This window comes from Microcoleus sp. Z1_A1, assembly GCF_036700305.1.
Lineage (GTDB): Bacteria > Cyanobacteriota > Cyanobacteriia > Cyanobacteriales > Microcoleaceae > Microcoleus.
Genome location: NZ_JAUBOR010000063.1, coordinates 1 through 25,122, shown reverse-complemented (window position 1 = coordinate 25,122; position 25,122 = coordinate 1). Strand labels below are relative to the sequence as shown.

Below are 25,122 nucleotides of genomic sequence, written 5' to 3'. Positions count from 1 at the left end.
ATCCTTTTAAGGATTACCCCATAGAAGCCAGTTATCCCCCGTTTTCACGGTTTCGACTGAACGAATCGCACGCAAGTTTGGCTTGTAGGTTCCCATCGACTAATAATTACGAACTCACGTCCATACTTTTCCGACTTTGCCTCAACTAAGACCCTAAACTCTCTCCAACCTTGCTGGCTAATTGCTCTAGACAGTTTACGGTTTTTAACCATTCCTGATACATTCAACTCTTCCAAAACGATAGTTTGGTTTTCGCTAACTACTTTGGTTGATAGTTTGTGCAAGAAATCTTTGCGAGTATCAGCAATCTTGTTGTGCTGTTTGGCAATTTGAATACGGGTTTTTCTTCTTCGTTTAGAGTCTTTCTGTTGACGCGCTAACTTACGCTGAAGTTGGCGAACCTTGCGGTCTACCGCTTTATAGCAGGGGCTTACAGCTTTTTCACCGTTGCTCATCACAGCAAAAGTTTTAATACCCAAGTCAATCCCGACACTTTGGTTTTTGGCGTCGAGTTGAACGGGTTCTACTTCTACTACAAAGCTCAAAAAATAGCGGTTAGCGCAGTCTTTAATTATCGTAACTGAGCTAGGCTCTGACGGTAGCTCTCTAGACCAAATCGGCTTGACAATACCCATCTTTGCTAAATAAACACCCTGCCCCTTGACTGAAAACCCACCGCGAGTTAGTCTAGCTGACTGACTAGAGGTGCGTTTTTTGAATTTAGGGTAGCCAACTTTTTGCCCCTTTCTCTTACCTTTACAGGAATCGAAAAAATTCTTGAAGGCTGCCTCTAAATCAGCTACCGACTGCTGCAAAGGAATTGCCGACACTTCACTAAGCCAAGCTCTTTGCTGAGTCTTTTTTGCCTGAGTGATAACAATCTTTTGGAGTTGGGCCGATTTAGGCTTCTTTTGAGATTGTTTGCAGATTGCAAGAGCATCGTTATAAACAACACGAACGCAACCGAACAACTGAGCTAAGCTCTGCTGCTGTTGGCTTGTTGGATAGAAACGGTACTGATATCTTGCTTTCATGCTTACCATGATCACATAATAGGGTAGCAATTGGGTAGCCAAATGACCAGAGAAAGATTAAGTATTCGCATTGCCGTGAGTCGGCTAGAGAAGTTGCGGAGAATTGCCAAACAGAAAGAAAAAACAATGACCCAACTTATAGAGGGCTGGATTGATAAACTTAAAGAGGAAAAGCCGTCCTAGAAGGACGGGGCTTTAGACCCAGTTTTTCGATAAGGGCGATCAGATACGTGAGACTGCGGATTCGAGAACTAGCCCAGAAGAGGGGTTGGACGCTCCAAGACTTATTTCGATCAAGTTGTTTGGAGGAGTGAGGGCAGCTTATCAACAATATCTTGAGAGTAATAGCCGATCGCCCGCTATCCCCTAAAATAACTTCTACTCCCTCAATCCAAAATCTAAAATCTAAAATCGAAAATCGATATGTCTCATTCCACCGATATCGTCACCCTCGCCCGCTGGATGGCCGCCGACTTCAGCAACCAAGCCCAAGCCTTTGAAAACCCGCCATTCTTCGCCCACATCCGCGTCTGCATGAGGCCTTTGCCGATCGAAGTTCTGGATGGGATCAGCTTGTACCTAGAACAAGCCTACGATATTGAACTGCACGTACCGTACCGAGTCCGAGTTTTGAAATTAGTCCCAGTGGGCGATCGAATCGACATCGAAAATTATGCCATAGAAAACGAAGAACAATTCTACGGCGCGGCCCGCGACCCGCAACGGCTGCAAGAAATCAAAAAAGAACAACTGACTCTACTTCCTGGCTGCACCTTTATTACGCAGTGGACGGGCAACAGCTTCAAAGGGTCTGTCGAACCCGGAAAAGGCTGCATGGTGGTCAGAAAGGGCAAAAAAACCTATCTAGACAGCGAATTCGAGATTGACCAAGACAAATTTATTAGCCACGATCGCGGGCGCGACCCAGAAACCGACGCCCACGTCTGGGGAGCCCAGGCTGGCCCCTTTGAATTCACCCGCCGGGCCAGTTTCGCCGACGAAATTCCGGGTTAATCCAAAAAAACAGAGTCCTTCCTGGGCGAACACGCGCTTATTAAAGGTTCAGAATGCACCAATACCTGGTACATTAACCCAGTATTGGCAAGCAAGATTCACCGTTGATTTATGAAAGTCCTGGTTATTGGTGGCGATGGCTATTGCGGTTGGGCAACCGCACTCTACCTTTCTAACAAAGGTTACGAAGTTGGCATCCTCGACAGCTTCGTGAGGCGGCACTGGGATCTGGAACTGTGCAGCGACACCCTCACTCCCATCGCACCGATTCAGCAACGACTCCAGCGATGGCAAGATTTAACGGGCAAGTCGATCGACTTGTTCGTCGGTGACATCACCAACTACGATTTTCTCAGCAAAAGCATGAGAAAATTTGCACCAGAGGCGATCGTCCATTTCGGCGAACAGCGTTCGGCACCTTTCTCAATGATCGATCGCGAACACGCAGTCCTCACCCAAGTCAATAACGTCGTCGGGACACTCAACCTGCTGTACGCCATCCGCGAAGACTTCCCCGATTGTCACCTAGTGAAATTAGGGACAATGGGCGAATACGGCACGCCGAATATTGACATTGAAGAAGGCTACATCACGATCGAACACAACGGTCGCAAGGATACACTACCCTATCCCAAACAACCAGGCAGTTTCTACCACCTGTCAAAAGTCCACGACTCCCACAACATCCATTTTGCTTGCAAAATCTGGGGTTTAAGAGCCACCGACTTAAATCAGGGCGTAGTCTACGGCGTGCTCACAGATGAAACCGGCATGGACGAACTGTTGATCAACCGTTTGGACTACGACGGAGTATTCGGGACAGCATTGAACAGATTTTGCATCCAAGCTGCGATCGGTCATCCTCTGACAGTTTATGGCAGTGGCGGACAAACCCGCAGCTTCTTAGACATTCGGGATACCGTGCGGTGCGTGGAATTGGCTCTAGCCAACCCCGCCGAAGCCGGACAATTCCGCGTCTTCAACCAATTCACCGAACAATTCAGCGTCGGCGACTTAGCCTCCTTGGTGCAAAAAGCAGGCATGGCAATGGGATTAAAAGTAGAAATCAACAACATCGAAAATCCCAGAGTCGAGAAAGAAGAACATTATTTCAATGCCAAAAACACCAATTTGCTAGACCTCGGTTTGCAACCGCACTATCTCTCAGATTCCCTGCTCGATTCTCTGCTGAATTTTGCTACAAAATATCAGCACCGTGTCGATAAAAACCAGATTTTGCCGAAGGTTTCTTGGAAGTAAGTTCAGACCTCTACCTGCGGGGAAAGAGCTTTTTAACGAACCGCGAAGGCGCGAAGGGCGCGAAGTAAGAGAAAAGAAGGGAAGAGAGGAGAAGGGTTCGCAAGTTCTGAATGGAGTTTGCTGTATATTACGATAATCTATCTTTTTTATCTCTTTCTCTGTGTCCTCTGTGTCCTCTGCGGTTAATTAAAAAAAATCCATAAGGTTTTTAATGCTGGCTTTTTGGAAAAAAATGTCGTAGAAATTCGCAATATTATTCTGTTGCTTTTCGTTGTTCTGCCGAGATTTTCAGCCAGTGCAGTTCGTTATTATTATTTAATACCGGAATGGGCTGCACTAACCGCGAGTTATCAAAATTACCGCGCCTGTTAGCGAAGCGCCTTATGCTGCGGAAAAAGAAATGTTAATTGCTAAAACTGCACAGGAAATTCACAGAATTAATTGCTTTGCCAAAGGTGTGGGATTGCTTTTAGGTGGGATAATTTTATCTATTCGCATTCAGGGAATTTGGATCTTACCCCAAAAACCTCTCGCTCGGAATTAGCGGTAGTGCAACAGAAAGAAGAAGTGTAGAAAAGCAGCCGATCGCGCGCCATGACTTACTCCCCGCGACACAGTGTATCCTGTTACCGATGACCTTGGCCTCTGGCTATGATTATCGGCTCCCTAAGTAACTTATTTTTATGAAAATTGCTCTGTTCACTGAAACATTTTTGCCGAAAATAGACGGCATTGTGACGCGCCTGATTCACACTGTAGATCACTTGCAGCGATCGGGCGAACAAGTTCTGATATTTTCTCCAGATTACGGGATCAAAGAATACAAAGGCGCCCGAGTTTACGGTGTGGAGGGCTTGCCTTTGCCGATGTACCCGGAACTGAAAATGGCACTTCCTTCTCCGGCTGTCGGTCGCCAATTAGAGCAGTTTAAACCGGATATTATTCATGTTGTCAATCCCGCTATTTTGGGATTGGGCGGTATATATTACGGGAAAAAGTTCAACATTCCGATTTTGGCTTCTTACCACACGCATTTGCCGAAATATTTGCACCATTACGGTTTTGGAGTCCTCGAACCTTTATTGTGGGAATTGCTCAAAGGTGCTCACAACCAAGCAGAATTGAATCTGTGTACTTCTACAGCAATGGTGGAAGAATTGAGAACCCACGGCATTGAGCGAGTAGATTTGTGGCAGCGGGGCGTAGATACTGAAATGTTTGTCCCGGAATTGGCAAGTCGAGAAATGCGATCGCGCCTTTCTGCAAATAACCCAGACAGCCCCCTGCTGCTGTACGTCGGCCGCCTCGGTGCAGAAAAAGAAATCGAACGCATCAAACCAGTCCTCGCAGCGATTCCCGATGCCCGCCTCGCCTTAGTGGGAGACGGCCCGCATCGGCAAACCCTCGAACAATATTTTGCCGGTACACCCACCAATTTTGTCGGCTACCTCAAGGGGCAAGAACTCGCAAGAGCTTACGCATCTGCCGACGCCTTCATTTTTCCCTCCCGCACCGAAACCCTGGGCTTAGTGCTCCTAGAAGCAATGGCTGCGGGGACGCCCGTAGTGGCGGCGCGCAGCGGCGGAATTCCCGATATCGTCACCGACGGTGTTAACGGATATTTATTTGACCCCGCCGACGAAGAAGGAGCACTCGCCGCCACCAAGCGTCTGTTGGCGAATCCCGAAGAACGGGAAACCTTGCGCCACAACGCTCGCCGAGAAGCTGAACGCTGGGGTTGGGCCGCTGCTGCCGCACAACTGCAGCGCTACTATCAATCAGTGGTGTTTGCCCAGTCTGTGCCCAGAGCGGCCTAAATGTCAGGATCTGTAGCACCTTTAAACATCACCGCCAGCTTAGCTTCCCTGTTCGATCGTCAGTTGGTATTGAATAGGGATGTTTTCAAAGACCGATCGAACTTTTTTGCTGCATAAATTACCGTCGCTATCCTGCTGTTGCGTTTACCATTAAACTATGAGTAAGCTCTGTAGGAATGCCTTGCGCGCTGCTTTCATAGCGCCCTTTACCTGACCGGATACGGTCGCCGAGTGCGCTAAAACAGTAACACCGCGCGCTGGGGCCGAGCACAGAACGTCAAATCTACATTGCACTGTCGATCGAACTAAAGCCTGTAACCTAATTTTCAGGCCTTCTGTTTTGCGAACTCAAGTTCAGCTTGAATTGACGAACCCTCATCAGTATCGAGGTTGGAAAAAAGATCGATCGAGCATACATAACAAGCAAACTGAAGTTGCGTGCGCCACTTTTGAACTCACGATTCATCAAAGCGACAAGCGAGTGCCGATGCGCTTGCAAACAAATTCAAGAGTTTGCACCGCCGCCGAATCTCGCGCAGATCGACCTGCGGTCAGTCTACCCCTCTGAGCAAGCAGTTAATCATGACATTCTCCAATACTGGTAGCGTTCTGGCTACACTGACTCAAGTCAATTTTATGGGGGCATTGACCTCCCGTGTTAAGAGCTTGCCAGTTCCTGAATTAGTGTGCCTGCTGGACTTTATCACGGCTGAATTTCAGCAATTTATCCGGGCGATGGACCTGATTAACAATGAAGCACTCGAAAGTCTCTTAGAGCAACTTTTAGATGCCTTCACTGTGAAAATTGGTCAAATTTTGCAAGCAGACCGGACAACAATTTTTTTGGTGGACTCGAACAAAAATCAACTGTGGCACAAAACAGTCGATCCACTTACGGGCGAAGATGTAGAAGTGCGATTGCCGATGGATGCAGGCATTTTAGGCTACGTAGCAACAACCGGAAAATCGATCAATGTCGCCGAAGCTCGATCCCACGAGTATTTTAATACCGAAGTAGACGAACCACCGGGCTACCACATCGAGACCATCCTCTGTATGCCGATTTTTAGCAGCAAGAGCCAACAGGAACCCGTGGCGGTGGTCAGACTGTTAAATAAAGCTGGAGATGCCCCCTTTAGCGAGGAAGACGAACAGCAGTTCCAGGCTTTTGCAGATTCGATCGGGATTATTCTCGAAAGCTGTCAGTCTTTCTACGTCGTCGCCCGCAACCAGCGAGGGGTTGCCGCACTGTTGAGAGCCACCACTACTTTGGGTCAAAGTCTTGACTTGGAAACAACTTTGCGCTCTGTCATGGATCAAGCTCGCGACTTGATGCAGGCCGATCGCAGCACGCTATTTTTGTTAAATCGGGAAACCAACGAACTTTGGACAAAAGTCGCCAAGGCCGACGGCAAAACAATGATGGAAATCCGTATTCCTGCGAATAGGGGAATTGCTGGCTACGTGGCTTCTACGGGTCAACCTCTAAATATTACAGATGCTTACGACGATCCCCGCTTTGACCCCTCTACAGACCAGCAAACGGGATACCGCACTCGGACTGTCTTGTGTATGCCGGTGCATAACGCTAAAGGTGAGCTCATCGGGGTAACTCAGCTAATTAATAAGAACCAAGGTAGTTTCACCCCTTCCGACGAAGAGTTTTTGCGAGCGTTTAATTCCCAAGCGGGAATGGCGCTGCAAAATTCTCAACTGTTTCAAAACGTGATGGTGGAAAAGCAGTATCAAAAAGATATGCTGCAAAGTCTTTCAGATGCAGTAATTTCCACCGATTTACAGGGGCGAGTTGTAACTATCAACGAAGCAGCCCTAGAATTGTTGGGCTGTCCGGTAAATCAAGCTAAAAGCAAACACAATCCCCAAATTTGGGAAGATAAACTGGTGAATCGCTATGTTTGGGAAGTTGTGCCGATCGACAATTTGCAATTTCGACTAGAAGACAGTCTCAAAAATGCTGCCCGACATTACGTTCCCGAACAAAGTTTAACGGTGGGACTGTTGGTGGAAAAAACGTTAAATTCCCAAAAAGAACAAGAAGAAGAACAAGAAGAAGAACAAGAAGAAGAACAAGAAGAAAGTTATATTCTGGCCGTACCCGATCGCACTGACCCTAATTTATATTACGCTTGGGGAGAAAACCGCGCGTGGACTGAGGAAGTAGCGCTGGCAGAATTAGCTAATGCCCAATCTCTATTTGCGCTGCGAAATTCTGCCCTGTATCACCCTTATTGTCCGCTACCCATCCCCGCCTCTCGAATTAAACTAATTGAACGTAGTTTGAATTTGACTGTCAACCCGCTGATCAATCCAGAGGGCGGCGTGCGCGGCGGTTTAGTGGTACTCGAAGACATCAGCCGCGAAAAGCGGATGAAAAATACGATGTACCGCTATCTGACTCCTGGAGTCGTAGATAAAGTGATGGCCTTGGGTGAAGGCGCCCTGATGGTGGGCGAACGCAAAGAAGTGACTATTTTATTTTCCGACATTCGCGGCTACACCACGCTGACCGAAAATTTGGGAGCCTCCGATGTGGTATCCCTGCTGAACGAATATTTTGAGACGATGGTGGAGGCCGTTTTCCACTACGAAGGCACTTTAGACAAGTTTATCGGCGATGCTTTAATGGCCGTGTTCGGCGCGCCCCTGCCGCTGAATCCCCCGGAAAGCCACGGTTGGATGGCGGTGCAGTCGGCTTTAGATATGCGCCGGCGTTTGAAAGAGTTTAATGATTCTCGCCCCGGCGAAGATCCATTTCGCTTCGGAATTGGAATTAGTTCCGGAGAGGTGGTTTCGGGAAATATTGGTTCCCAAAAGCGCATGGATTACACGGTAATTGGGGATGCGGTGAATTTGAGTTCGCGATTGGAACAGCTTACAAAGGAGTACGGATGCGATATAATTTTGAGCGAATTTACATACAGTTTGTGTCGCGAAGGAATTTGGGTGCGAGAGTTAGACAAGGTGCGGGTTAAGGGCAAAAATCAACCAGTTGGTATTTACGAGTTGCTGCAAAATAGTTCTGAACCCATTGATGGGGAAACCGTTCGGTTTTTGGAACTTTATAGTAACGGTAGGGATGCTTATATTGCTAGAAATTTTCAGAAAGCTATTAGTTATTTTGAAGCGGCTTTAGCAATGCGACCCAGCGATCGACCTGTGGAAGTTCACCTCGACCGATCCCTGAGCTATTTGGAAGTACCCCCGCCCGATGATTGGGACGGTGTGCATACGATGACAACTAAGTAGTAGATTATATTACATCCGACTGATAAAAAGTAAAAAGATTTGATAAAGTTGTGAGATATTCCTTATGACAGAGTTAACAAGTGTAAAAATGTGAAATCATAGGTTGGATACCATATTAAAGTTGAAAAAATATTTCCAGGCTAGCAATTAAATGAGTTATTTATCTGTTCCCAATGCCACAAAAGCCGATCGGATTCTGGTTGTAGATGACGCACCAGATAATGTTTTGTTGGTGCAGACAATCCTGGAAGAAGAAGGTTACGAAATTAGCACGGCAGAAAACGGCTTTTCGGCCTTGAGTCAAATTGACAAGTCACCCCCGGATTTGGTACTGCTAGACGTGATGATGCCGGGAATGGATGGTTACGAAGTCACTAAACGAATCCGAGAAAATAAGGAATTGCCCTTTATGCCGATTTTGCTGATCACTGCTCACGACAGTGCCAGCGTAGTGCAGGGATTGGACATGGGAGCAGACGATTTCATCCGCAAACCAGTCGAAATGGACGAACTGCTGGCGAGGGTTCGATCGCTCCTGCGGCTAAAACACAGCGTAGACGAGCGCAATTCGATCGCCCTCCAGCGCGAAGATTTTGTCTCCCGACTGGCTCACGACTTGCGAACACCCCTGGTAGCAGCCGATCGAATGCTAACTTTAATGCAGCAGGGAGCTTTGGGAGAAATTTCCCTTCCCATGCGCGACGCTTTCGGGACGATGGTTCGCAGCAACAAAAACCTGATCGCGATGGTAAATATGTTGCTGGAAGTATATCGGTACGAAGCAGGCCGCAAATCCCTAAGTTTCGCGGCCGTGGACTTGCGCCAGCTTATTACTGAGGTAGCTGAAGAACTAGCTCCCCTAGCGGATGCTAAAGGTTTGTCGGTAAATTTAGACTTGACAGAAAGTGCAGAAAGTGCACCGATTGCGAAGTATCCGGGCGATCGTCTGGAGCTACACCGTTTGCTGACAAATTTAATCGGAAATGCAATTAAATTCACCGACAACGGCTCAATAGATGTCAGCTTAAAAGCTGCTAATTCCCCTGCTTATACTAGCTTCAAAAACCAACCGCTGGCATGGGTAATTATAGACATCAAAGACACCGGTGCCGGCATTTCTCCCACCGAACAAGCAAAGTTATTTGAAAGGTTTAGCTCGGGAACTCATAAGAAGTCCAGTACAGGTTTGGGACTACACCTCTGCCGCCAAATAGTCGAAGCTCACCGCGGCACGATCGAGGTAAAATCCGAGTTGGGCAAAGGCAGTTTGTTTACTATTCGCTTGCCTTGTTAGAGCGGTATAATTAACTCTAACTTTGGGGTGCGAAAAGCGCACATTACTACAGATAAACTGTAATTGTAGGGTGCGAAGTGCGTACCTAATCGAATTATGGTTAATTTACCAGATGTCATATAATTACTTGGCAACCGAATTGATGGCAATATGTCTAACTGTCCAGTGTGCGGTGCTGAATACATAGAAGAAAAAGCAGAGTTTTGCTCGATTTGCGGCTGGGATTTGACTCCCTACCCGCAACGTGCTAAGCCTTCCAAAACTTATTTAAAAAAAGAACAAGTTAGATTGCAGTGGGCAAAACAAATGTGGGAATTGGCCCGCAATCAACAAAATTGGTTAGCTAAATTTGATGAGTTGCAGGGGGAAGTGCAGCAAGGTGCGATCGCCCGCACACACATTCAATCTCAGTTAGAATGGGTTCTGTACCGCCTAGAACAACTAAACCCCGAATTGATTGTCAGCACTCTACTGCGACTAGAAGACAAAATCGGCGCCATACCTGAGTCAACTGCGGCTATCTCGGAAGTGGGGATGGACTACCGCCAACTGACAAAGCTATTAGAAACTGGAAAATGGCGCAAAGCTGATGAACACACTTGGGAAATCTTGCTGCAAATCGCTGTCAGGGAAGACGAAGGTTGGCTGAGTGCAGCCGATATTGACAGTTTTCCTCCTACAGACCTTCGCACGATCGACCGACTTTGGCAACAATACAGCAGCGGGCGGTTCGGGTTGAGCGTGCAGCAGCAGATTTGGGAAAGTACCGGGGCTAACTATACTGAATTTTGCGATCGAGTCGGCTGGCGAGTCAAGGAAAATTGGAAATATTACAGCGAGCTCTCCTTCAACGAAGATGCTCCCCCCGGACATCTCCCTGTCACCGCATGGAGACAGCGCGCCTGTTACGGTGCTGGTAAACTCACCGCAGCAGAAAACTTGGCCCGCATCGCTGCGAAACTCGCAACTGGCGATCGGCAATCATGAAAAAAAAAATCAAAATCGACATTAACTGCTATAATCAAAACGGTTTAGCAACTGGGGCTGTGGCTCAGATGGATAGAGCAAGCGCCTCCTGAAGAATCGGGCACCCTGCGAGGAAACTCTAGGAGTGAATGTGGTCAAATTTGGTGAAACCTAAAGAGTTTATGGGTTCCTATGACTCTAAGGCAATACCAAGCCAAGCCTGAGTTCAGGGCGATTAAACAATCGCCTATATGGAAATCAGGAAGGTTTAGAGACTAGACGGTCACCACCTAAAAGCTGCAAGCATATGGTGAAGGTATAGTCCAGAGAGTGGGGAAACTCACACAAATCTGAAGCGCTAGGTCGCCGGTTCGAACCCGGCCAGTCCCGTTAAAAATCAAGAAAAATTAACAGCAGGAGGGGAAAGCTTAAGTTTTGCCCCTCTTTTTTGCATATCCGCTAAGGAATTGGCTCCCAGATTTTATACCAACCGCCAAGGCGATTGGTATAAAATCTGAAAGCTAAAATCTAAAATCCCCCATTGAAGCCGCACCACAAGCGTAGAGTCAATCTAAAATCTAAAATCTAAAATCTAAAATCTAAAATCTAAAATCTAAAATCCTATGATCCGCCGACCCTTTTTTAATTTTTAATTTTTAATTCCTGTTAGTGGGCTATAGGTGCGGTATTTTTTGTTATGGTTCCTTTGTCAGTTACATAAAATTTTTATAGGTTTAGATGTGGTTAAGAATCAATTCAAACACGCAGCGTTACAAGCGTTTGAACACTTCACGCAGTTTTTGGTTCCTAGTAGGACTTTTGATGGCGTGTTGGTTGGGCTATCAGCAGGTTAAGAGCGAATTTCAGAGACCCCAAGCTTTGTTAGTTCTAGGTGGGGCTACTGAGCGAGAGGTGTTTGCCGCCAAATTTGCTCAGGATCACCCTGAATTGCCGATTTGGGTGTCGTCTGGGAGCAATCCTGAGTTCGCGGAATGGGTATTTTCAGAAGCGGGAATTGAGTCCGATCGCCTGCACTTAGACTACAGAGCGGTGGATACGGTAACAAATTTTACCACCCTGGTAGATGAATTGAAAGCTAGAGGGATTGAGAGCGTGTATCTGATCACTTCTGACGATCATATGCGGCGAGCTCAGATTATCGGCGAAATCGTACTCGGTAGTCGAGGCATTACCTTTAAGCCTGTGGCAGTTCCGTCTGGGCGAACCCCCGAACCGATGCAAAAAGCTGTTCGCGACGGCGCTAGGGCTATTCTTTGGCTGACAACCGGTTATACGGGTGCTAACTTCAGCCCAGCCAGAATGGAATAAACAAAGGAAAGCATTGAGCAAGTTTTAAATTTTTTCCATTCCCTCTGGTTTTAAAACTTGTCTCCTCTAGCGATTTAACGAAACGCGAAGACACTGATGACAAATGCGTAAAAGAAGAGAAGAGAAGAGAAGAGAAGGAGTAGTTTAAAATTAATAGATGAAATTCACAAGCTAAAGTTAATGACCGACCAAATTCTGCCGCAAGTTCTGGAGCAAATTTTGAGTGACAGCAAAACGCCGGATGCTGTTTTTTCCGCTTTGGTGCCGGCTTTAGGCGAGGTGTTAAATTGCGATCGGGTCTTTCTCTACCTCCGCAATCCTGAAACGCAAAGAGGCAGAGTACCTTACTGCTGGCGTCGTAACTCGAACTTTCCTGAGATTGGCGACGCGGAATGGAAAAAAGAACCCGAATCTTTAGGGGAAGAAGACCCTTTGTTTGCAGCAGCTTTGCGAACTGAACCGTCGATTTTTGTTGAGGATGTTGAAACAGCGAATCCTGAAGTTGTCAACAAAGATTTTGAAGCCAAAGAGTTCGGACATCGAGCTTTGATCCACGCTCACCTTTGTGCTGACGGCTTATTGTGGGGGGTTTTGCAGCCTTGTATGTTCGATCGCCCCAGAGTTTGGACTGACTTCGATCGCCAAGTTATCGCAGCAGTTACAGAAAAAATTTCCCCCTTAGCTGTTGCTTATGTCAGAGGCATCGTACAATCGCAATAAAATAGGTTTGTAACGAGGAGTCTTCGTTCTCACTACAAACCTGTAACGATGTTTTTTATCTATCAAACCAGCTTTCTTCGTAAGTTATACAAAACATCCTCCAAGCAAATCAGCGCCCCAAATCGTGCATCGCATTGATCTCGATCGCACATCTTTGAGTCAGCGCTTGCAACTCCTCGCGATCCGAGGAACCGGGCGCTTCAATTAGCTTGCCAATTCGCACCGTCAGCGGCACCGGACGCGGCACTGCCGAACCTTTCGACGAAATCGCGTGAGTTCCCCACAAACTAACAGGTAAGAGCGGCGCTTTTGCCTTAGCAGCTATCAGCGCCGCACCTAATTTCGGTTCAGTAATTCTGCCGTCTGGCGTGCGAGTTCCCTGCAAAAATACACCCGTCGCCCAGCCATTTTCCAAAGAGTTGATCGCCGAGCGAATTGCACTGCGATCGGCACTTTCCCGCTTGACTGGATAAGCACCGTAAAGCGTAATTGCCTGCTTCAAAATAGGAACTTTAAATAACTCTTCCTTTGCCATAAATGCGACCGGTCGCCTCATGCAATTAGACAAAATCGGCGGGTCAAAATCGCTGGCGTGATTGCTGACTACTACCACAGGCCCTTCTGTCGGAACATTTTCTGCACCGTAGATGCGGCCCCGAAAGTAAAGGTGCAGCATCGGGCTGACAATTGACCATTTGAATAAATAGTAGAGAAGTAAACTTTCGACTGGTTCGCGACTTTTGCTCACAGAAAAACCTTAAATTTTAAATTACATCGAATATTAGCCTATCAGTTCAGCAATCAAAAAAGTAGCACTACACGGATTTTGACACGGATACACGGATAGGTCGAGCGATCGGACTGTTTAGCTAATTGGCTAAGTTGACTATCATCACTGTATCCGTGTTTATGCGTGTCGTGCTGTTAGATGGTTTGGCGGTTGAAACCGCTTTGCAAGCTTCTGTAGCGCCCGAATTTATTCTGGCGAATTCTTTGCAAAGGCTCAATTTCCGGCCAGCATAGCTTTTTGTCCTTCCGAAGCAGTCGCGTAGCCCAAGAAATCCTTAACTGTTTGGCTAGGAGGATTTTTGTAGGCGTAGTATAACTGCCGCTTGTAAGGATAGTTACCCGCATCCGGCGTCGCACCGTTGACGGGAACAACGCGCACTGTTCTCTGATTGGCTACTTGAGCGAAAGTCGCATAGCCAATACCGTTATTGCCTAAAGCTTGCAGCAGAGGAGTTGTCGCATCTCGATCGAGCGTGGTAATATTTGCCGTCGTGCCAAACTCGCCACCTCCGAGCACTTGTTCTTTAAACGTTTGGTGAGTGCCACTAACTGCGGGTCTGTTAATTACTTTCATCGGGCCCGCCGGGCCGCCGACTTTCGACCAGTCTTGAGTATTTCCCTTAAAAATATCTTGAACTTGAGCCGAGGTTAAACCTCCTTTGAAGGGGTTGTTAATGCCGACTACAAGGGCGATCGTATCTAGGGCAACAGGCACCGCTGCCAAACCCTGACCTTGTTGTTGAGCCGTCAAAGGCTGCGATACCGCAGCAATATCGGCTGTTCCTGCCACCAAATCTTGAATTCCCTTTGCAGAACCGTTAGCTTTGGAATCAACTCTAGTGCCAGGAAACTTGGCTTGAAAGCCATTCTTAAGATTGAGGTTGATTGTCACCATACTGGTAGAACCTTGAATCCTGACAGTCGTACCCGCAGGAACAGAAGCTGGAAGTGCAAAGGAACTAGCTGCAACAGGCGAAGAAGCACCGCCGACTACTGGCGCGACGGGAAGTGGGACGACATCGCCTGCGGGTGTGGGAGTGGGGGGATTGTTACTAACATCTTGCGACGCTGGTTTGTTGAGAAAAAAGAACCAGCCGCCACCGGCTAGCAAGAGAAATAACAGGATAAAAACTATGGGGGGAGGCCCGCTCTTAGCCATAAAATTGTCCTTAGCTGGGAAGTTCTTTGTTGTTGGAGTCGTCTAACATTTGTAGCCTGCGATTAACTTCATCGTCTAAGGTCATATTTTCTAATTCTGCCTGAAGTCTTTCTTGGGGGTTCTCAGATATTTCTGCTAAAGCTTGCTGTTTGAGGTTGCGGCCGTGGACGGCGTTTTTGGCTTGCTCAAATTGCGATCGAGCTGAATCGATACTGAGGTCGTTGTTGACTTTGGATATGGCTCAGAGGGCTTCGTTAATCTCGGCCATATCTTTCATATTTTGCATATCGGTTTTGTAAGCTTCCAGACCCAATGCTGACAAGACTTGAGGCGATATTTAGGGATTTGATGGAAAAATGACAGGGAAGGCTGGTAGAATTCAATGGGGAAAGCGATCGTGTTCATTTGTTGTTACAGTACACTGCACAGACCGAACCAAGTAAATTGATTAACAATTTAAAAACCTTGTCTAGTCGGTACTTGAGAACATATTTCGCTCCTGAAATCAACCAATTTTATTGGAAGGATGTGTTATGGACAAATGGCTATTTCATCGCTTCATATCAAATCCTTTAGCATCGGAATAGTAAATTCGAGTTCACTGTTCACGGCGTTGACTGTCAACCGTCAATCGATTTTAGATTTTAGATTTTAGATTAAAGAATTGACTTGCGCGAGATAAATGCGGGGGGCTTGAGGATTTTCGATTTGCGATTTGGGATTGATTCCACGGATAAATCACGTGGCGGGTACCACCTTTGAAATTCGTGGTCAACAGTCAATATCATGTATGAGTGTTACGGGAAATTATATCATGTGGTGGCGTGACTGTTGAACAATTGAAAAAATACATTAATGAGCAAGATAGACCTGCTGAATAAAGAGACTTCTTGTGCTTTGATGTCGTCATCCACCCGTTCATAACCTCATATCAAATCCGTTAGCATCGGAATAGTAAATTCGAGTTCACGGCTTTGACGGTTGACGGTTGACGGCGTTGACTGTCAACCGTCAACCGTCAACCGTCAACATCATGTATGAGTGTTACCGGAAATGAGATCGCAAGCATAGCTTTGAGGTTATGAACGGGTGCAATCAGGAGTCTTGCGCGCCTTTCATCCCACACTAACCTTCGCTCGGTATAGTGTGGGGATTCCCGTCTGTTTAGCTAAAAATAGATTAAGCGGGCAAATCTGCAAAACTGCTCACATTTACCAGCGCTAAATCGGGACAAGTCCGTTTGATCAAACCTGTGAGAACTTTGCCGGGGCCAATTTCTACTACGCGATCGATTCCTTGTTGGGGCAATTGCATGGAAATTTCTCGCCAGCGCACGCCTTTGGTCATCTGCTGAGTCAACCGCTGCTTTAAAGTGGCTGCGCTGGTAGTGGCTGACGGTTCTGAGTTCGAGAGCACCAGCATTTTAGCATCGGAAAACCTTGCAGACTTTAAGGCTAGTTGAAACTCTGCTGCCACTCCGGCCATCAGGGGAGAGTGAAATGCACCGGAAACATTCAATTTAACGGCGCGTTTGACTTTGATTTTGGCAAGCAAATCTTCTACTGCTGCGGGCGTTCCAGAAATCACGACTTGTGCTTCGCTGTTGTCGTTTGCCAGCACTACGTCTCGGCTGTATTGAATTTGCAGTTCTAGTTCCTGCCTGTCGAACCCGATCAAAGCCACCATTTGACCGCCGGAGGCAGTGTCCATGAGTTCGGCGCGGCGTTTGACTAAGCGCAATCCGGTTTCAAAGTCAAAGACGCCTGCTGCGTAGAGGGCAACGTATTCTCCTAAACTGTGACCGGCAACTACCGCTGGTCGATCGCTTTTTTCTCGCACTAAGTCGGCCAAAATACTTTCTACTACGAACAAGCAAGGCTGAGTGTAGAGCGTCCGAGATAGTTTTGCTTCTTCTTTTTGGCAAACTTCCGGGACAGACCAGCCTAAAATTTCTTTAGCGAGCTCAAATTTGGCTTTGGCTGTTGGCAAGTTTAATAAGTCTGCACCCATCCCGATCGCCTGGGAACCTTGTCCGGGAAATACCCATGCTGTTTTAGTCATTTTTCCGGTAATCTGCTAATTGGTGGTTGCTAATTGGTGATTGCAAAAATTCTTTCTTTCCCGCTTCTAACTTCGCTCGCTGGTATCCGCTATCTTTCGGTTAACGAACTATCTACTCGCGACTCACAACTATAACATATAATTGCGATTTTAACCAGGTTTATATTTTTTTTGCTACTTTAATTTAATTAATAGCCGTAACAAAATTTTTAACCTTCAAGCCGGGGAAAGTCGATCGAAGAATAGAGGATTTTCAATCTCAGGGCGGGCTTGTCAAGAACTCCTGTCCCGATGGAGTACGGCTGCGCCCCTTGCCCTATGTATGGCTTGTTAAAGGATTTGTATTATGCAACGGTCGCACTCCCCACAATCATTAGCCAAAGTTTAAAGCCGCCAAACATTATACCAGTTCCCAAAAAGAATGAAACTGCTTTACCAGCTCCAAACCCATAGTTCCTCAGTAATTCCCCATCTAAAATCTAAAATCGCCAATCGAAAATCAAAAATGGTATTACCATGATTCCCCAATCGAAAATCGCCAATCGAAAATCGAAAATCGCTTTACCTTCCCCATTTAAAAATCGCAGCCCCCCAAGTCAAACCTGCCCCGAAACCAGCAGCAGCAATAGTATCGCCCGCTTTAACTTTACCCAGACGCACGGCTTCGTCTAAGGCAAGGGGAATTGAAGCTGCTGAGGTATTGCCGTAATTTGCCAAATTGCTGATTACTTTTTCGGGGGGAATCTTTAGCCTTTGGGCAACTGCATCGAGAATCCGCTGATTGGCTTGGTGCAACAACAGCCAGTCAATTTCGGCGACGTTGACATTTGCCCGAAACATAGCTTTTTCTATGACTTCCGGCACTTTTCTCACGGCAAAGCGATAGATTTCTTGACCATTCATTGTGATGGGTTCAAATCCGCCAACTCCGACGCTGACGCCCTCAATTAATTCTTTTGACTCGGCTTTGTAAGCCAAATTGAGAGACGAATTTTGTGTGCCGTCGCTGCGAATTTCAAATCCCAAAAAGCGATCGACTTCTGAAGCTTGTAATACCACCGCACCTGCACCGTCTCCAAATAGAATGCAAGTACCCCGATCCGACCAATTCACCCAGCGAGACAAAATATCTGCTCCGATTAGCAAAACATTTTGATACACCCCTGTGCGAATGAACTGCGAGGCTGTCACTAAACCAAAAACAAAGCCCGAACAAGCTGCTGTCAAATCAAAAGCCACAGCTTTTGTCGCGCCCAACTGATATTGAATTTTACTGGCAGTGCCAAACAAATCGTCAGGACTGGAAGTTGCCAAAATAATTAAATCGATATCTGTCGGCGAAATTTCTGCCATGGCGATCGCCTGAAGCGATGCCTCGGACGCTAAATCGCACAAAGAAGTGCGATTGTCCGCCAGCCTGCGCGCTCGAATGCCCGTCCGCGCGCCAATCCACTCGTCAGAAGTTTCTACTATCTGACTCAAACCGTTATTATCCAGCGAAACCTGCGGTGTACAAGAACCGCTACCCGTGACGGCAATGCCGAACCCTGATTGCTGCAACATTCCTCTCCATTTACTCGCTGTTCGATCTAGAAATTAAAAATTAAAAACTACCAATTAAAATTATTTTTTAAACTGCTGAAATTACTTTTTTTAAGCAAAACAGTTGGTTTAAGCTGACATTTTTAATTTTACATTTTTAATTTTTAATTCCTACTTACTGCCTCTAATTCACAGCTTCTTGTTCCAGAGCGCTTTGCTGATTGGACGATCGAATTCGCTCCAGCACTTGGTTATCAATAGCCTCCTTCGCCAAACGAATGGCATTAAAAATCGAGCCAGCTTGAGACGAACCGTGGCTGATAATGCAAACTCCAGCAACGCCCAACAGCAAACCGCCGCCGTGTTCAACGTGGTCTACCCGCTGCTTAAATCCTTGCAAGCTTTTTTGCAGCAGAGGATCGTTAATTTGATGTTGGAGTCCTTTGACTAATTCTTCCTTCAGCACTTGCACCACGACTTCGCCCACCGCTTCGGCAAACTTCAACAACACGTTGCCGACAAACCCGTCGCAGACAATCACGTCGAATTTCCCCGACAGCACGTCGCGGCCTTCGGCATTGCCCACAAAAGGAATGTTCGGGTTGTCCACCAATAACTGGTGGGTTCGCACCGCGGCGTCGTTGCCTTTAGAAGGTTCTTCGCCAATGTTGAGCAGGCCGATTTTAGGTTCGGCGACGCCCAGCACGAACTGGCTGTAAATAGTTCCCATAAGAGCGAACTGCTCCAAAAATTTGGGGCGGCAGTCCACATTAGCGCCGACATCGAGAATAAGTACAGAGCTGCCCGGTACCATTGTGGGCAAAACCGCACCGATCGCAGGGCGATCGATGCCGGGGAGCCGGCCCAACCTGAGCAGGGCAGCAGCCATTGCCGCGCCGGAGTGACCGGCGGACACCACAGCATCAGCTTGCTGCTGCTTTACCAAGTTCATCGCTACGTTAATCGAAGCGTTGGGCTTGCGTTTGAGGGCACTCAAAGGTTCTTCGTGCATTTCCACCGCTCCTTCAGAAGGAACGATTTCTAGCTGACCTGTAGAGACGCGGCCGATCGCGTCTTGTTGCCGGAGCGAGTCTTCTATTTGCTGCGGGTCGCCCACCAGCAAAATCTCTACGCCTAATTCTTCTTGTGCCTTAAGCGCTCCCGCTACAACTTCGGCGGGGGCATGATCCCCACCCATAGCGTCTATTGCAATTCTTGCGCGTGTCGATCCCATTGACCAATGTTTGAGAAACACTAAAAATTCTACCAGGAAGTCAGGAGCGTGAATCCACAAGTCTGAATAAAGAACTAAAATCCGCTCGGTACGGCGATCGGACAATTCTCATTTCCGACTACTCTGATAGAACTTGTTTTGTCACTACTTTACTATTTTTGACTGCAAATTGAAAAAATCAATGAAATAGTTTACATGACCGCAAGCACTTTAGTCCGGAAACCCCGGATTCATCCGTGGAGCGAAAAAAAAGCTCCCCATCCTCATCACTTGCCCCCGGATTTATCAGTGGGAGCGCTTTCTTCAATTCTTTAATCTCAAATCTAAAATCTAATATCGATTGACTTTAGGAGTAAAAAATGCTGGATTTATTTAGCTCAGGGATGATGTCTCTGTGGCTGGACATGGCTGGAGTAGGCAGTGCCGCGCCTAATGCTGCGTCAGTGCTGGCTTGGCGGGGAGGGATACCCGGGTTAGTGGTGGCCGAAGATTTGGCTTTTGGGCGAATAAATGCGGCAAATCCCGACTTGCCAGCAGAAGCGACGGTGCGGGAATATTTGAAAGAGTTGAAAGACAAGAACTTGATTGAGGGCAATCAGGGAATTTGGGTGCAAGCGGGAATGATGCCGCTGGTAAGTCAGCAGGGCAAGACGCTGATGCCTGGGGCTTCGCTGACTAAGATTGCGACTTCTCTAGCGTCGCTGGAGACTTGGGGCCCGGATTATCAGTTTGAAACGCGGTTCCGGGGAACGGGGCCGATTAGGAATGGGGTGTTGCAGGGGGATTTGGTGGTCAGCGGCGGGGGCGATCCGCTGTTTGTGTGGGAGGAGGCGATCGCCGTGGGCAATGCTCTCAATCAAATGGGTATCAATCGTGTGGCGGGGAATTTGGTGGTGACAGGCAATTTCCGCATGAATTATCAGTCCGATCCTTTGGTGGCGGGGGAGATACTGCGGCAAGCTCTTGAGGGTAGTAATTGGCCTGCGGACGTGGTGGCAATGTATTCTAAGATGGCTCCGGGAACTAGAAAGCCGCAAGTAACGGTTGCCGGCAGCGTCATTGCTGAGAAATTTGTGACTTCGGGGCGTTTGCTGCTGAAGCGCCGATCGCTTCCTTTAGCCGAAATTCTCAAGCAGATGAACGTCCACAGCGATAATGAAATAGCTCAGATGCTGGCCGACGATTTGGGCGGGGCAAAAATAGTGCAGCAGCAAGCGACTTGGGCCGCGGGGGTGCCGGAGGAGGAACTTCAATTAGTTAACGGTTCGGGATTGGGAGTGGAAAATCAGATGTCTCCGAGGGCGGCTTGTGGGATGATGCAGGCGATCGCGCGCAACCTTCAGACGACTGGGCTGACAGTTGCTGACTTGTTTCCGGTGTCCGGGCGCGATAAAGGAACTTTGGAATACCGACACATTCCGCGATCGGCTGTGGTGAAAACTGGTACTTTGGACACGGTGATTGCTTTGGCGGGAGCCATACCCACGCGCGATCGAGGTTTAGTTTGGTTTGCAATTATTAATCGCGGCACCGATTGGGACTCTTTGAGAGCACAGCAAGATATATTTTTGCAAAAATTGGTGCAGCAGTGGGGAACTGCATCGATTTTGCCAGTAGCAATTACACCGCACATTGACGGCGCCAGACCTGCCTTGGGGGCAGCAAATCGTAGCGATATTTTGGTCGGAGGTTAAGAAATAGGGGTTGAGTTGGGGTTCGGGGAAGGAGCACTGACAAAATAGCTTAGAATTGGAACAAGACTATTGTGCAAGAAGATGATCAAACTGCGATTGAAGAGATACGGGAAAAAACGCGAGACCAGCTACCGAATTGTAGCGATGAACAGTTCTACTCGCCGCGACGGCCGTCCCCTAGAAGAGCTCGGCTATTACAACCCCAGAAATAACGAAACCAGGCTGGATGTTCCAGCGATTGTCAAGCGCCTGCAAGAAGGCGCTCAGCCAACTGACACCGTGCGTGACATCCTGAGAAAAGCCCATGTATTTGAACAAGTCGGAGCCGGAGCTAACGTTGAATCCAGCACAGCAACAGTCAGCTAGTCCCAACTATGCTGGACTGGTTAAGTTTTTAATTGGGCCTTTTTTAGAGACCCCCGGCTCTTTGCGGGTTGATTGCGAACTGCACCCGCGCCAATCGCGGGTCTGGGTTAGGCTGGCTTTTGAAGATCCCGACAAAGGCCGGGTTTACGGTAGGGGCGGACGCAATATTCAGGCGATTAGAACTACGCTCGAAGCGGTGGCGCAGACGGCTGGTCAGTCCCTCTACTTAGATATATACGATGGCGAAGCGGGCGATCGTGGATCTGGCCCGCCTAGGGGCGATCGGGATCGCCCGGATCGCGATCGCCCAGATCGCGACCGCCCAGATCGTGGCTCGCGGGAGCCGCGAGGCGACTTCCGACCCCGGACGCCACCTCCGTCGCCGAGTCCCTTGGCTAGCAGAACTCCGAGAGAACAACCTCGCCGTACTAACACACCTACGTTTAGAACGAGCAGAAATACTCCCGGTTATTAACTAACTGCAGAACCCAGAAAGAATTTTAGATTTTAGATTGCCTGTTGTAGAGTTTGTATTACAAGCCCCGTTTGGTTGGAAATTGCCGGTTTTGCGATCGGAAACAAATGTAAAATTTTAAATTTCAAATGTCAGCGGCATCAGGTTCATCTAAAATCTAAAATTTCAAATCTAAAATCTAAAATTGCCTGACTTAATAGAAGGGAGATTTGATTTGTGCCTCAAGCACCAAACTCATTTGGGAGCTAAATCTAAAAGACGCCTTAGATACTAGGTAAAATCTAGTAAGGGGCGTCTTTTTGTTCGCAAATAGTGACTGGTTGAACGTTTAGTTGTTAACTTTTAATTGCTTATTTGGAGGAGATTATGTTGGCATGAATGAAAAACTAACAATAGAGTTACCGAGCACCCAAAGTGCAATGTCGCTGGCCGGTAATCAAGAAGAAAACCTGAAAATGATCTCTAAGCAAACCGGTGCTACCCTGGTAATGCGAGGGCAAGAACTGCTGATTTCTGGCACAAAAAGTCAAGTAGAATTGTGTCATAAATTAGTGCGATCGCTCTCCGACTATTGGAAATCCGGCAAAAATATTACCGGAGTTGAAATCCAGACGGCGCGCCAAGCTTTGGATACCAACCGCCAAGGCGATTTACAAGACTTGCAGCGAGACGTTCTCGCCAGAACCCGCCGCGGCGAAGAAATTAGAGCCAAAACCTTCAAGCAGCGGCAATACGTCCAAGCAGTACGCACGCACGACCTGACATTTTGCATTGGCCCCGCTGGTACTGGCAAAACATTTCTAGCAGCTATTTTCGCCGTGCAAGCGCTGTTGAGCAAGCAGTACGAACGGCTGATTTTAACCAGGCCAGCCGTGGAAGCTGGCGAAAAATTAGGGTTTTTGCCCGGAGATTTGCAGCAAAAAGTCGATCCATATTTGCGCCCGCTTTACGACGCCCTGCAAGAAATGATCGACCCTGAAAAAATGGCCGATTTAATGGAAAGAGGCTTGATCGAAGTAGCTCCTTTAGCTTATATGCGGGGGCGCACTCTCAGCAATGCTTTCGTAATTTTGGACGAAGCTCAAAATACGACGCCGGCTCAGATGAAAATGGTGTTGACTCGTCTGGGCTTTCGATCGAGAATGGTAGTAACGGGGGATATCACTCAAACAGATTTGCCGCCAAACCAACAGTCGGGATTGTCAGTCGCCCAAAACATTCTACGCAACGTTGAGGGCATTGCTTTCTGCGAATTCTCTCAGGCGGATGTGGTGCGACACCCGCTAGTGCAGCGGATTGTCGCTGCTTACGAACTGCACGAAACATAGTCATTAGTCATTAGTCAGTAGTTGTTGGTTGTTAGTTATTGTTGTTTTTAATTACCAATAATCAATGCCCAAGGCTCTTCGGCCCAATGCCCAATTCCCAATACCCAATTCCCCAATTAAATTATGCCTAATCTGAAAGAATTCTTGGAAGCTTGCGAACAATTGGGCACGCTGCGTTTAATCGTGACTAGCAGCGCGGCTGTGCTGGAAGTGCGCGGTTCAATTCACAAGCTGTTTTATGCGGAGTTGCCGAAGGGAAAGTATGCCAATATGCACGCCGAAATATTTGAGTTTCACCTAAATATGGACAAAATAAAACAGGTGAAGTTTGAAACTGGTGAGGCAAAAAGAGGCAATTTCACTACTTATGCAATCCGTTTTCTGGACGAACAAAATGAGGCTGCTTTGAGCGCGTTTTTGCAGTGGGGAAAGCCGGGGGAATACGAACCAGGACAGGTGGAAAATTGGCACGAGTTGAAGGAAAAATACGGGGAGGTTTGGGAACCGGCACCTGTTGAGGCTCTTTAAAAGATAGGTTTTTCCACCTTTGAATTGCATATTGGGGGCGGGTAGGATGCCCACCCTCTACTCCCACAAGCCGAACATTTATTTTTGTGCAACAGGCAGGATGCGTGTTTCTAAGAATGGTAGAAAATATGATGTTTAAGTCGTTTGTTGTCTAATTTGTGAATTAATGAACCGCAGAGGGCGCAGAGAACGCAGAGAAGAGATAAAGAAGAGAAAGAGAGACAGAAGGTTAGTTTTTTGAATGTAATTAGGTATGAAGGTATTTTGGAGTTTTTGTTTGGTTTTGCTGGTGTTGCTGTGGGGTGGTGGTGCGAGGGCAGGGGTTTTGGGCGATCGCATATCAAGTTTTCCCAATTGGGAAAGCAAGCCTTCTATCGCTGTAGCTAAGGGAGATTTGGTATATCCCGACTGGATGGCGGGGAATTGGAGTGTTGCTAGCACTTTGGTAGATTTAGCCGCTCCTTTAGCGCCAAATATTGTCACGCCTGGGTTTGAAAGCAACCGCCAGTATTTGCAGCATCCAGTATTATTTAAAGTGCGATTTCAACCTGAAAAAAATCTTGGGTTAATTTCTAATTATACATTTAAAAAGGATCAAAAGATTGTAGCCGATCGCACTTTTAACGGTTTGAATATTGCTAAGGCTTATTTAGGCGATCGTGGCGTACTTTCTGTGAAAGTCGATCCGACCAATCCCAACCGCCAAATTACTGTTTTGAAAGGGGAACGCCAATTAATTTCGATTGTTACCAGTCGGGGAACTGAGACGCCGAATCCTCGCGAGTTTGTGTCTACAGAGATTTCTCAGCAGATTTTTCGGGGAGAGTCTGATATTTATTTAAACGAGGTGGAAACAACAACGGCTTATCGAGTTGTTGGAGGCGGGAAAAATGGCGATTCTGCGAGTAAAAGAATTGAGGCCGATCAGGTGACAGCGATTTATTTGTCGCCGCAAGACCCGGATTATTTTGCTGCTGGGGGGCATCCTGTGGCTTTGTACCGATATCGGTTGGAGTTGGTGCGCGCATAATTAAGCTGTCATCTCGATCGGTCTAGCGATCGACTTTTTTCGCCCCTGTCTCTCCTTTCATCAGCTTTCCTGATGACCCTCATCAGTTTAACTGTCGCTAAACCCCTTTACAAACGTTAACAAGACCGTTAATAATAGAAACATCATCCGAACATTGACAACCAAATACAGCAATCATAAAACCATGACAACAACCTTACAGCAGCGCGAAAGCG

The 25,122-nt window shown here is 47.3% G+C and carries 22 protein-coding genes; 16 read left to right on the top strand and 6 right to left on the bottom strand.

The window, feature by feature from the left end; all coding sequences use genetic code 11:
- Positions 1-44 precede the first annotated feature (44 nt).
- Positions 45-1,034: a transposase gene (locus QT973_RS24845; protein WP_333392432.1), complete on the bottom strand. Its 990-nt coding sequence runs from the start codon at positions 1,032-1,034 to the stop codon at positions 45-47.
- Between the two features lie 423 nt (positions 1,035-1,457).
- On the opposite strand from QT973_RS24845, the gene QT973_RS24840 reads away from it, so the two are divergent.
- From QT973_RS24840 to QT973_RS24805, 8 genes are all read left to right on the top strand, one after another.
- The gene (locus QT973_RS24840; protein WP_333057383.1) at positions 1,458-2,048 is read left to right on the top strand and encodes a chromophore lyase CpcT/CpeT; all 591 of its coding nucleotides are present in this window, start codon (positions 1,458-1,460) and stop codon (positions 2,046-2,048) included.
- A 111-nt stretch (positions 2,049-2,159) separates the two neighbouring features.
- Positions 2,160-3,308, top strand: a complete 1,149-nt coding sequence (locus tag QT973_RS24835; RefSeq protein WP_333057384.1) for an NAD-dependent epimerase/dehydratase family protein — start codon at positions 2,160-2,162, stop codon at positions 3,306-3,308.
- A 683-nt stretch (positions 3,309-3,991) separates the two neighbouring features.
- Entirely contained in the window at positions 3,992-5,125 is a 1,134-nt protein-coding gene (locus QT973_RS24830; protein ID WP_333211462.1) for a glycosyltransferase, read from the top strand.
- 582 nt (positions 5,126-5,707) lie between these two features.
- Entirely contained in the window at positions 5,708-8,392 is a 2,685-nt protein-coding gene (locus QT973_RS24825) for a GAF domain-containing protein (protein ID WP_333233911.1), read from the top strand.
- Between the two features lie 151 nt (positions 8,393-8,543).
- Positions 8,544-9,686, top strand: coding sequence for a hybrid sensor histidine kinase/response regulator (locus QT973_RS24820; RefSeq protein WP_333057388.1), 1,143 nt, complete (start codon positions 8,544-8,546; stop codon positions 9,684-9,686).
- Between the two features lie 150 nt (positions 9,687-9,836).
- Complete coding sequence (locus QT973_RS24815; RefSeq protein ID WP_333057389.1) at positions 9,837-10,673, top strand: GUN4 domain-containing protein; 837 nt, start codon at positions 9,837-9,839, stop codon at positions 10,671-10,673.
- 717 nt (positions 10,674-11,390) lie between these two features.
- Positions 11,391-11,981, top strand: a complete 591-nt coding sequence (locus QT973_RS24810; protein WP_333057390.1) for a YdcF family protein — start codon at positions 11,391-11,393, stop codon at positions 11,979-11,981.
- 180 nt (positions 11,982-12,161) lie between these two features.
- Positions 12,162-12,701, top strand: coding sequence for a GAF domain-containing protein (locus tag QT973_RS24805; RefSeq protein ID WP_333057391.1), 540 nt, complete (start codon positions 12,162-12,164; stop codon positions 12,699-12,701).
- Positions 12,702-12,810: 109 nt separating this feature from the next.
- On the opposite strand, the gene QT973_RS24800 is transcribed toward QT973_RS24805, so the two are convergent.
- On the bottom strand, positions 12,811-13,449 hold the full coding sequence (locus QT973_RS24800) for a lysophospholipid acyltransferase family protein (RefSeq protein ID WP_333039474.1): 639 nt from the start codon (positions 13,447-13,449) through the stop codon (positions 12,811-12,813).
- A 134-nt stretch (positions 13,450-13,583) separates the two neighbouring features.
- Between QT973_RS24800 and QT973_RS24795 the strand changes: the two genes are divergently transcribed.
- Positions 13,584-13,724 (top strand): hypothetical protein, encoded by a 141-nt coding sequence (locus QT973_RS24795; RefSeq protein WP_333057392.1) that lies wholly within the window; start codon positions 13,584-13,586, stop codon positions 13,722-13,724.
- On the opposite strand, the gene QT973_RS24790 is transcribed toward QT973_RS24795, so the two are convergent.
- A complete protein-coding gene (locus tag QT973_RS24790; protein ID WP_333057394.1) occupies positions 13,705-14,649 on the bottom strand; it encodes a phosphate ABC transporter substrate-binding protein in 945 nt (314 codons plus the stop codon). The genes QT973_RS24795 and QT973_RS24790 overlap by 20 nt on opposite strands.
- A gap of 369 nt (positions 14,650-15,018) precedes the next feature.
- Here QT973_RS24790 and QT973_RS24785 point away from each other — a divergent pair, with 369 nt between their 5' ends.
- Complete coding sequence (locus tag QT973_RS24785) at positions 15,019-15,225, top strand: transposase (protein WP_445243118.1); 207 nt, start codon at positions 15,019-15,021, stop codon at positions 15,223-15,225.
- Between the two features lie 603 nt (positions 15,226-15,828).
- On the opposite strand, the gene fabD is transcribed toward QT973_RS24785, so the two are convergent.
- From fabD to plsX, 3 genes are all read right to left on the bottom strand, one after another.
- Entirely contained in the window at positions 15,829-16,710 is an 882-nt protein-coding gene (gene fabD, locus QT973_RS24780; protein WP_333057395.1) for an ACP S-malonyltransferase, read from the bottom strand.
- Between the two features lie 561 nt (positions 16,711-17,271).
- The gene (locus QT973_RS24775) at positions 17,272-18,273 is read right to left on the bottom strand and encodes a beta-ketoacyl-ACP synthase III (RefSeq protein WP_333392429.1); all 1,002 of its coding nucleotides are present in this window, start codon (positions 18,271-18,273) and stop codon (positions 17,272-17,274) included.
- A gap of 163 nt (positions 18,274-18,436) precedes the next feature.
- Positions 18,437-19,486 carry a phosphate acyltransferase PlsX gene (gene plsX / locus QT973_RS24770; RefSeq protein ID WP_333375286.1) on the bottom strand — a complete coding sequence of 350 codons (1,050 nt, stop codon included), beginning with the start codon at positions 19,484-19,486 and terminating at the stop codon, positions 18,437-18,439.
- Positions 19,487-19,845: 359 nt separating this feature from the next.
- Here plsX and QT973_RS24765 point away from each other — a divergent pair, with 359 nt between their 5' ends.
- The 6 genes from QT973_RS24765 to QT973_RS24740 all read left to right on the top strand — a co-directional run bounded on the left by QT973_RS24765 (position 19,846) and on the right by QT973_RS24740 (position 24,907).
- Positions 19,846-21,180, top strand: coding sequence for a D-alanyl-D-alanine carboxypeptidase (locus QT973_RS24765; RefSeq protein ID WP_333211471.1), 1,335 nt, complete (start codon positions 19,846-19,848; stop codon positions 21,178-21,180).
- 81 nt (positions 21,181-21,261) lie between these two features.
- Positions 21,262-21,546, top strand: coding sequence for a 30S ribosomal protein S16 (gene rpsP / locus QT973_RS24760; protein ID WP_006633724.1), 285 nt, complete (start codon positions 21,262-21,264; stop codon positions 21,544-21,546).
- Positions 21,518-22,021 carry a KH domain-containing protein gene (locus tag QT973_RS24755; protein WP_333057401.1) on the top strand — a complete coding sequence of 168 codons (504 nt, stop codon included), beginning with the start codon at positions 21,518-21,520 and terminating at the stop codon, positions 22,019-22,021. Before rpsP ends, QT973_RS24755 begins: the two co-directional genes overlap by 29 nt.
- A gap of 374 nt (positions 22,022-22,395) precedes the next feature.
- A complete protein-coding gene (locus QT973_RS24750; protein ID WP_333157196.1) occupies positions 22,396-23,349 on the top strand; it encodes a PhoH family protein in 954 nt (317 codons plus the stop codon).
- Positions 23,350-23,472: 123 nt separating this feature from the next.
- Positions 23,473-23,877, top strand: coding sequence for a ChuX/HutX family heme-like substrate-binding protein (locus QT973_RS24745; protein WP_333057403.1), 405 nt, complete (start codon positions 23,473-23,475; stop codon positions 23,875-23,877).
- A gap of 253 nt (positions 23,878-24,130) precedes the next feature.
- On the top strand, positions 24,131-24,907 hold the full coding sequence (locus QT973_RS24740; protein ID WP_333392427.1) for a DUF6816 family protein: 777 nt from the start codon (positions 24,131-24,133) through the stop codon (positions 24,905-24,907).
- The last annotated feature ends 215 nt before the right edge of the window (positions 24,908-25,122 follow it).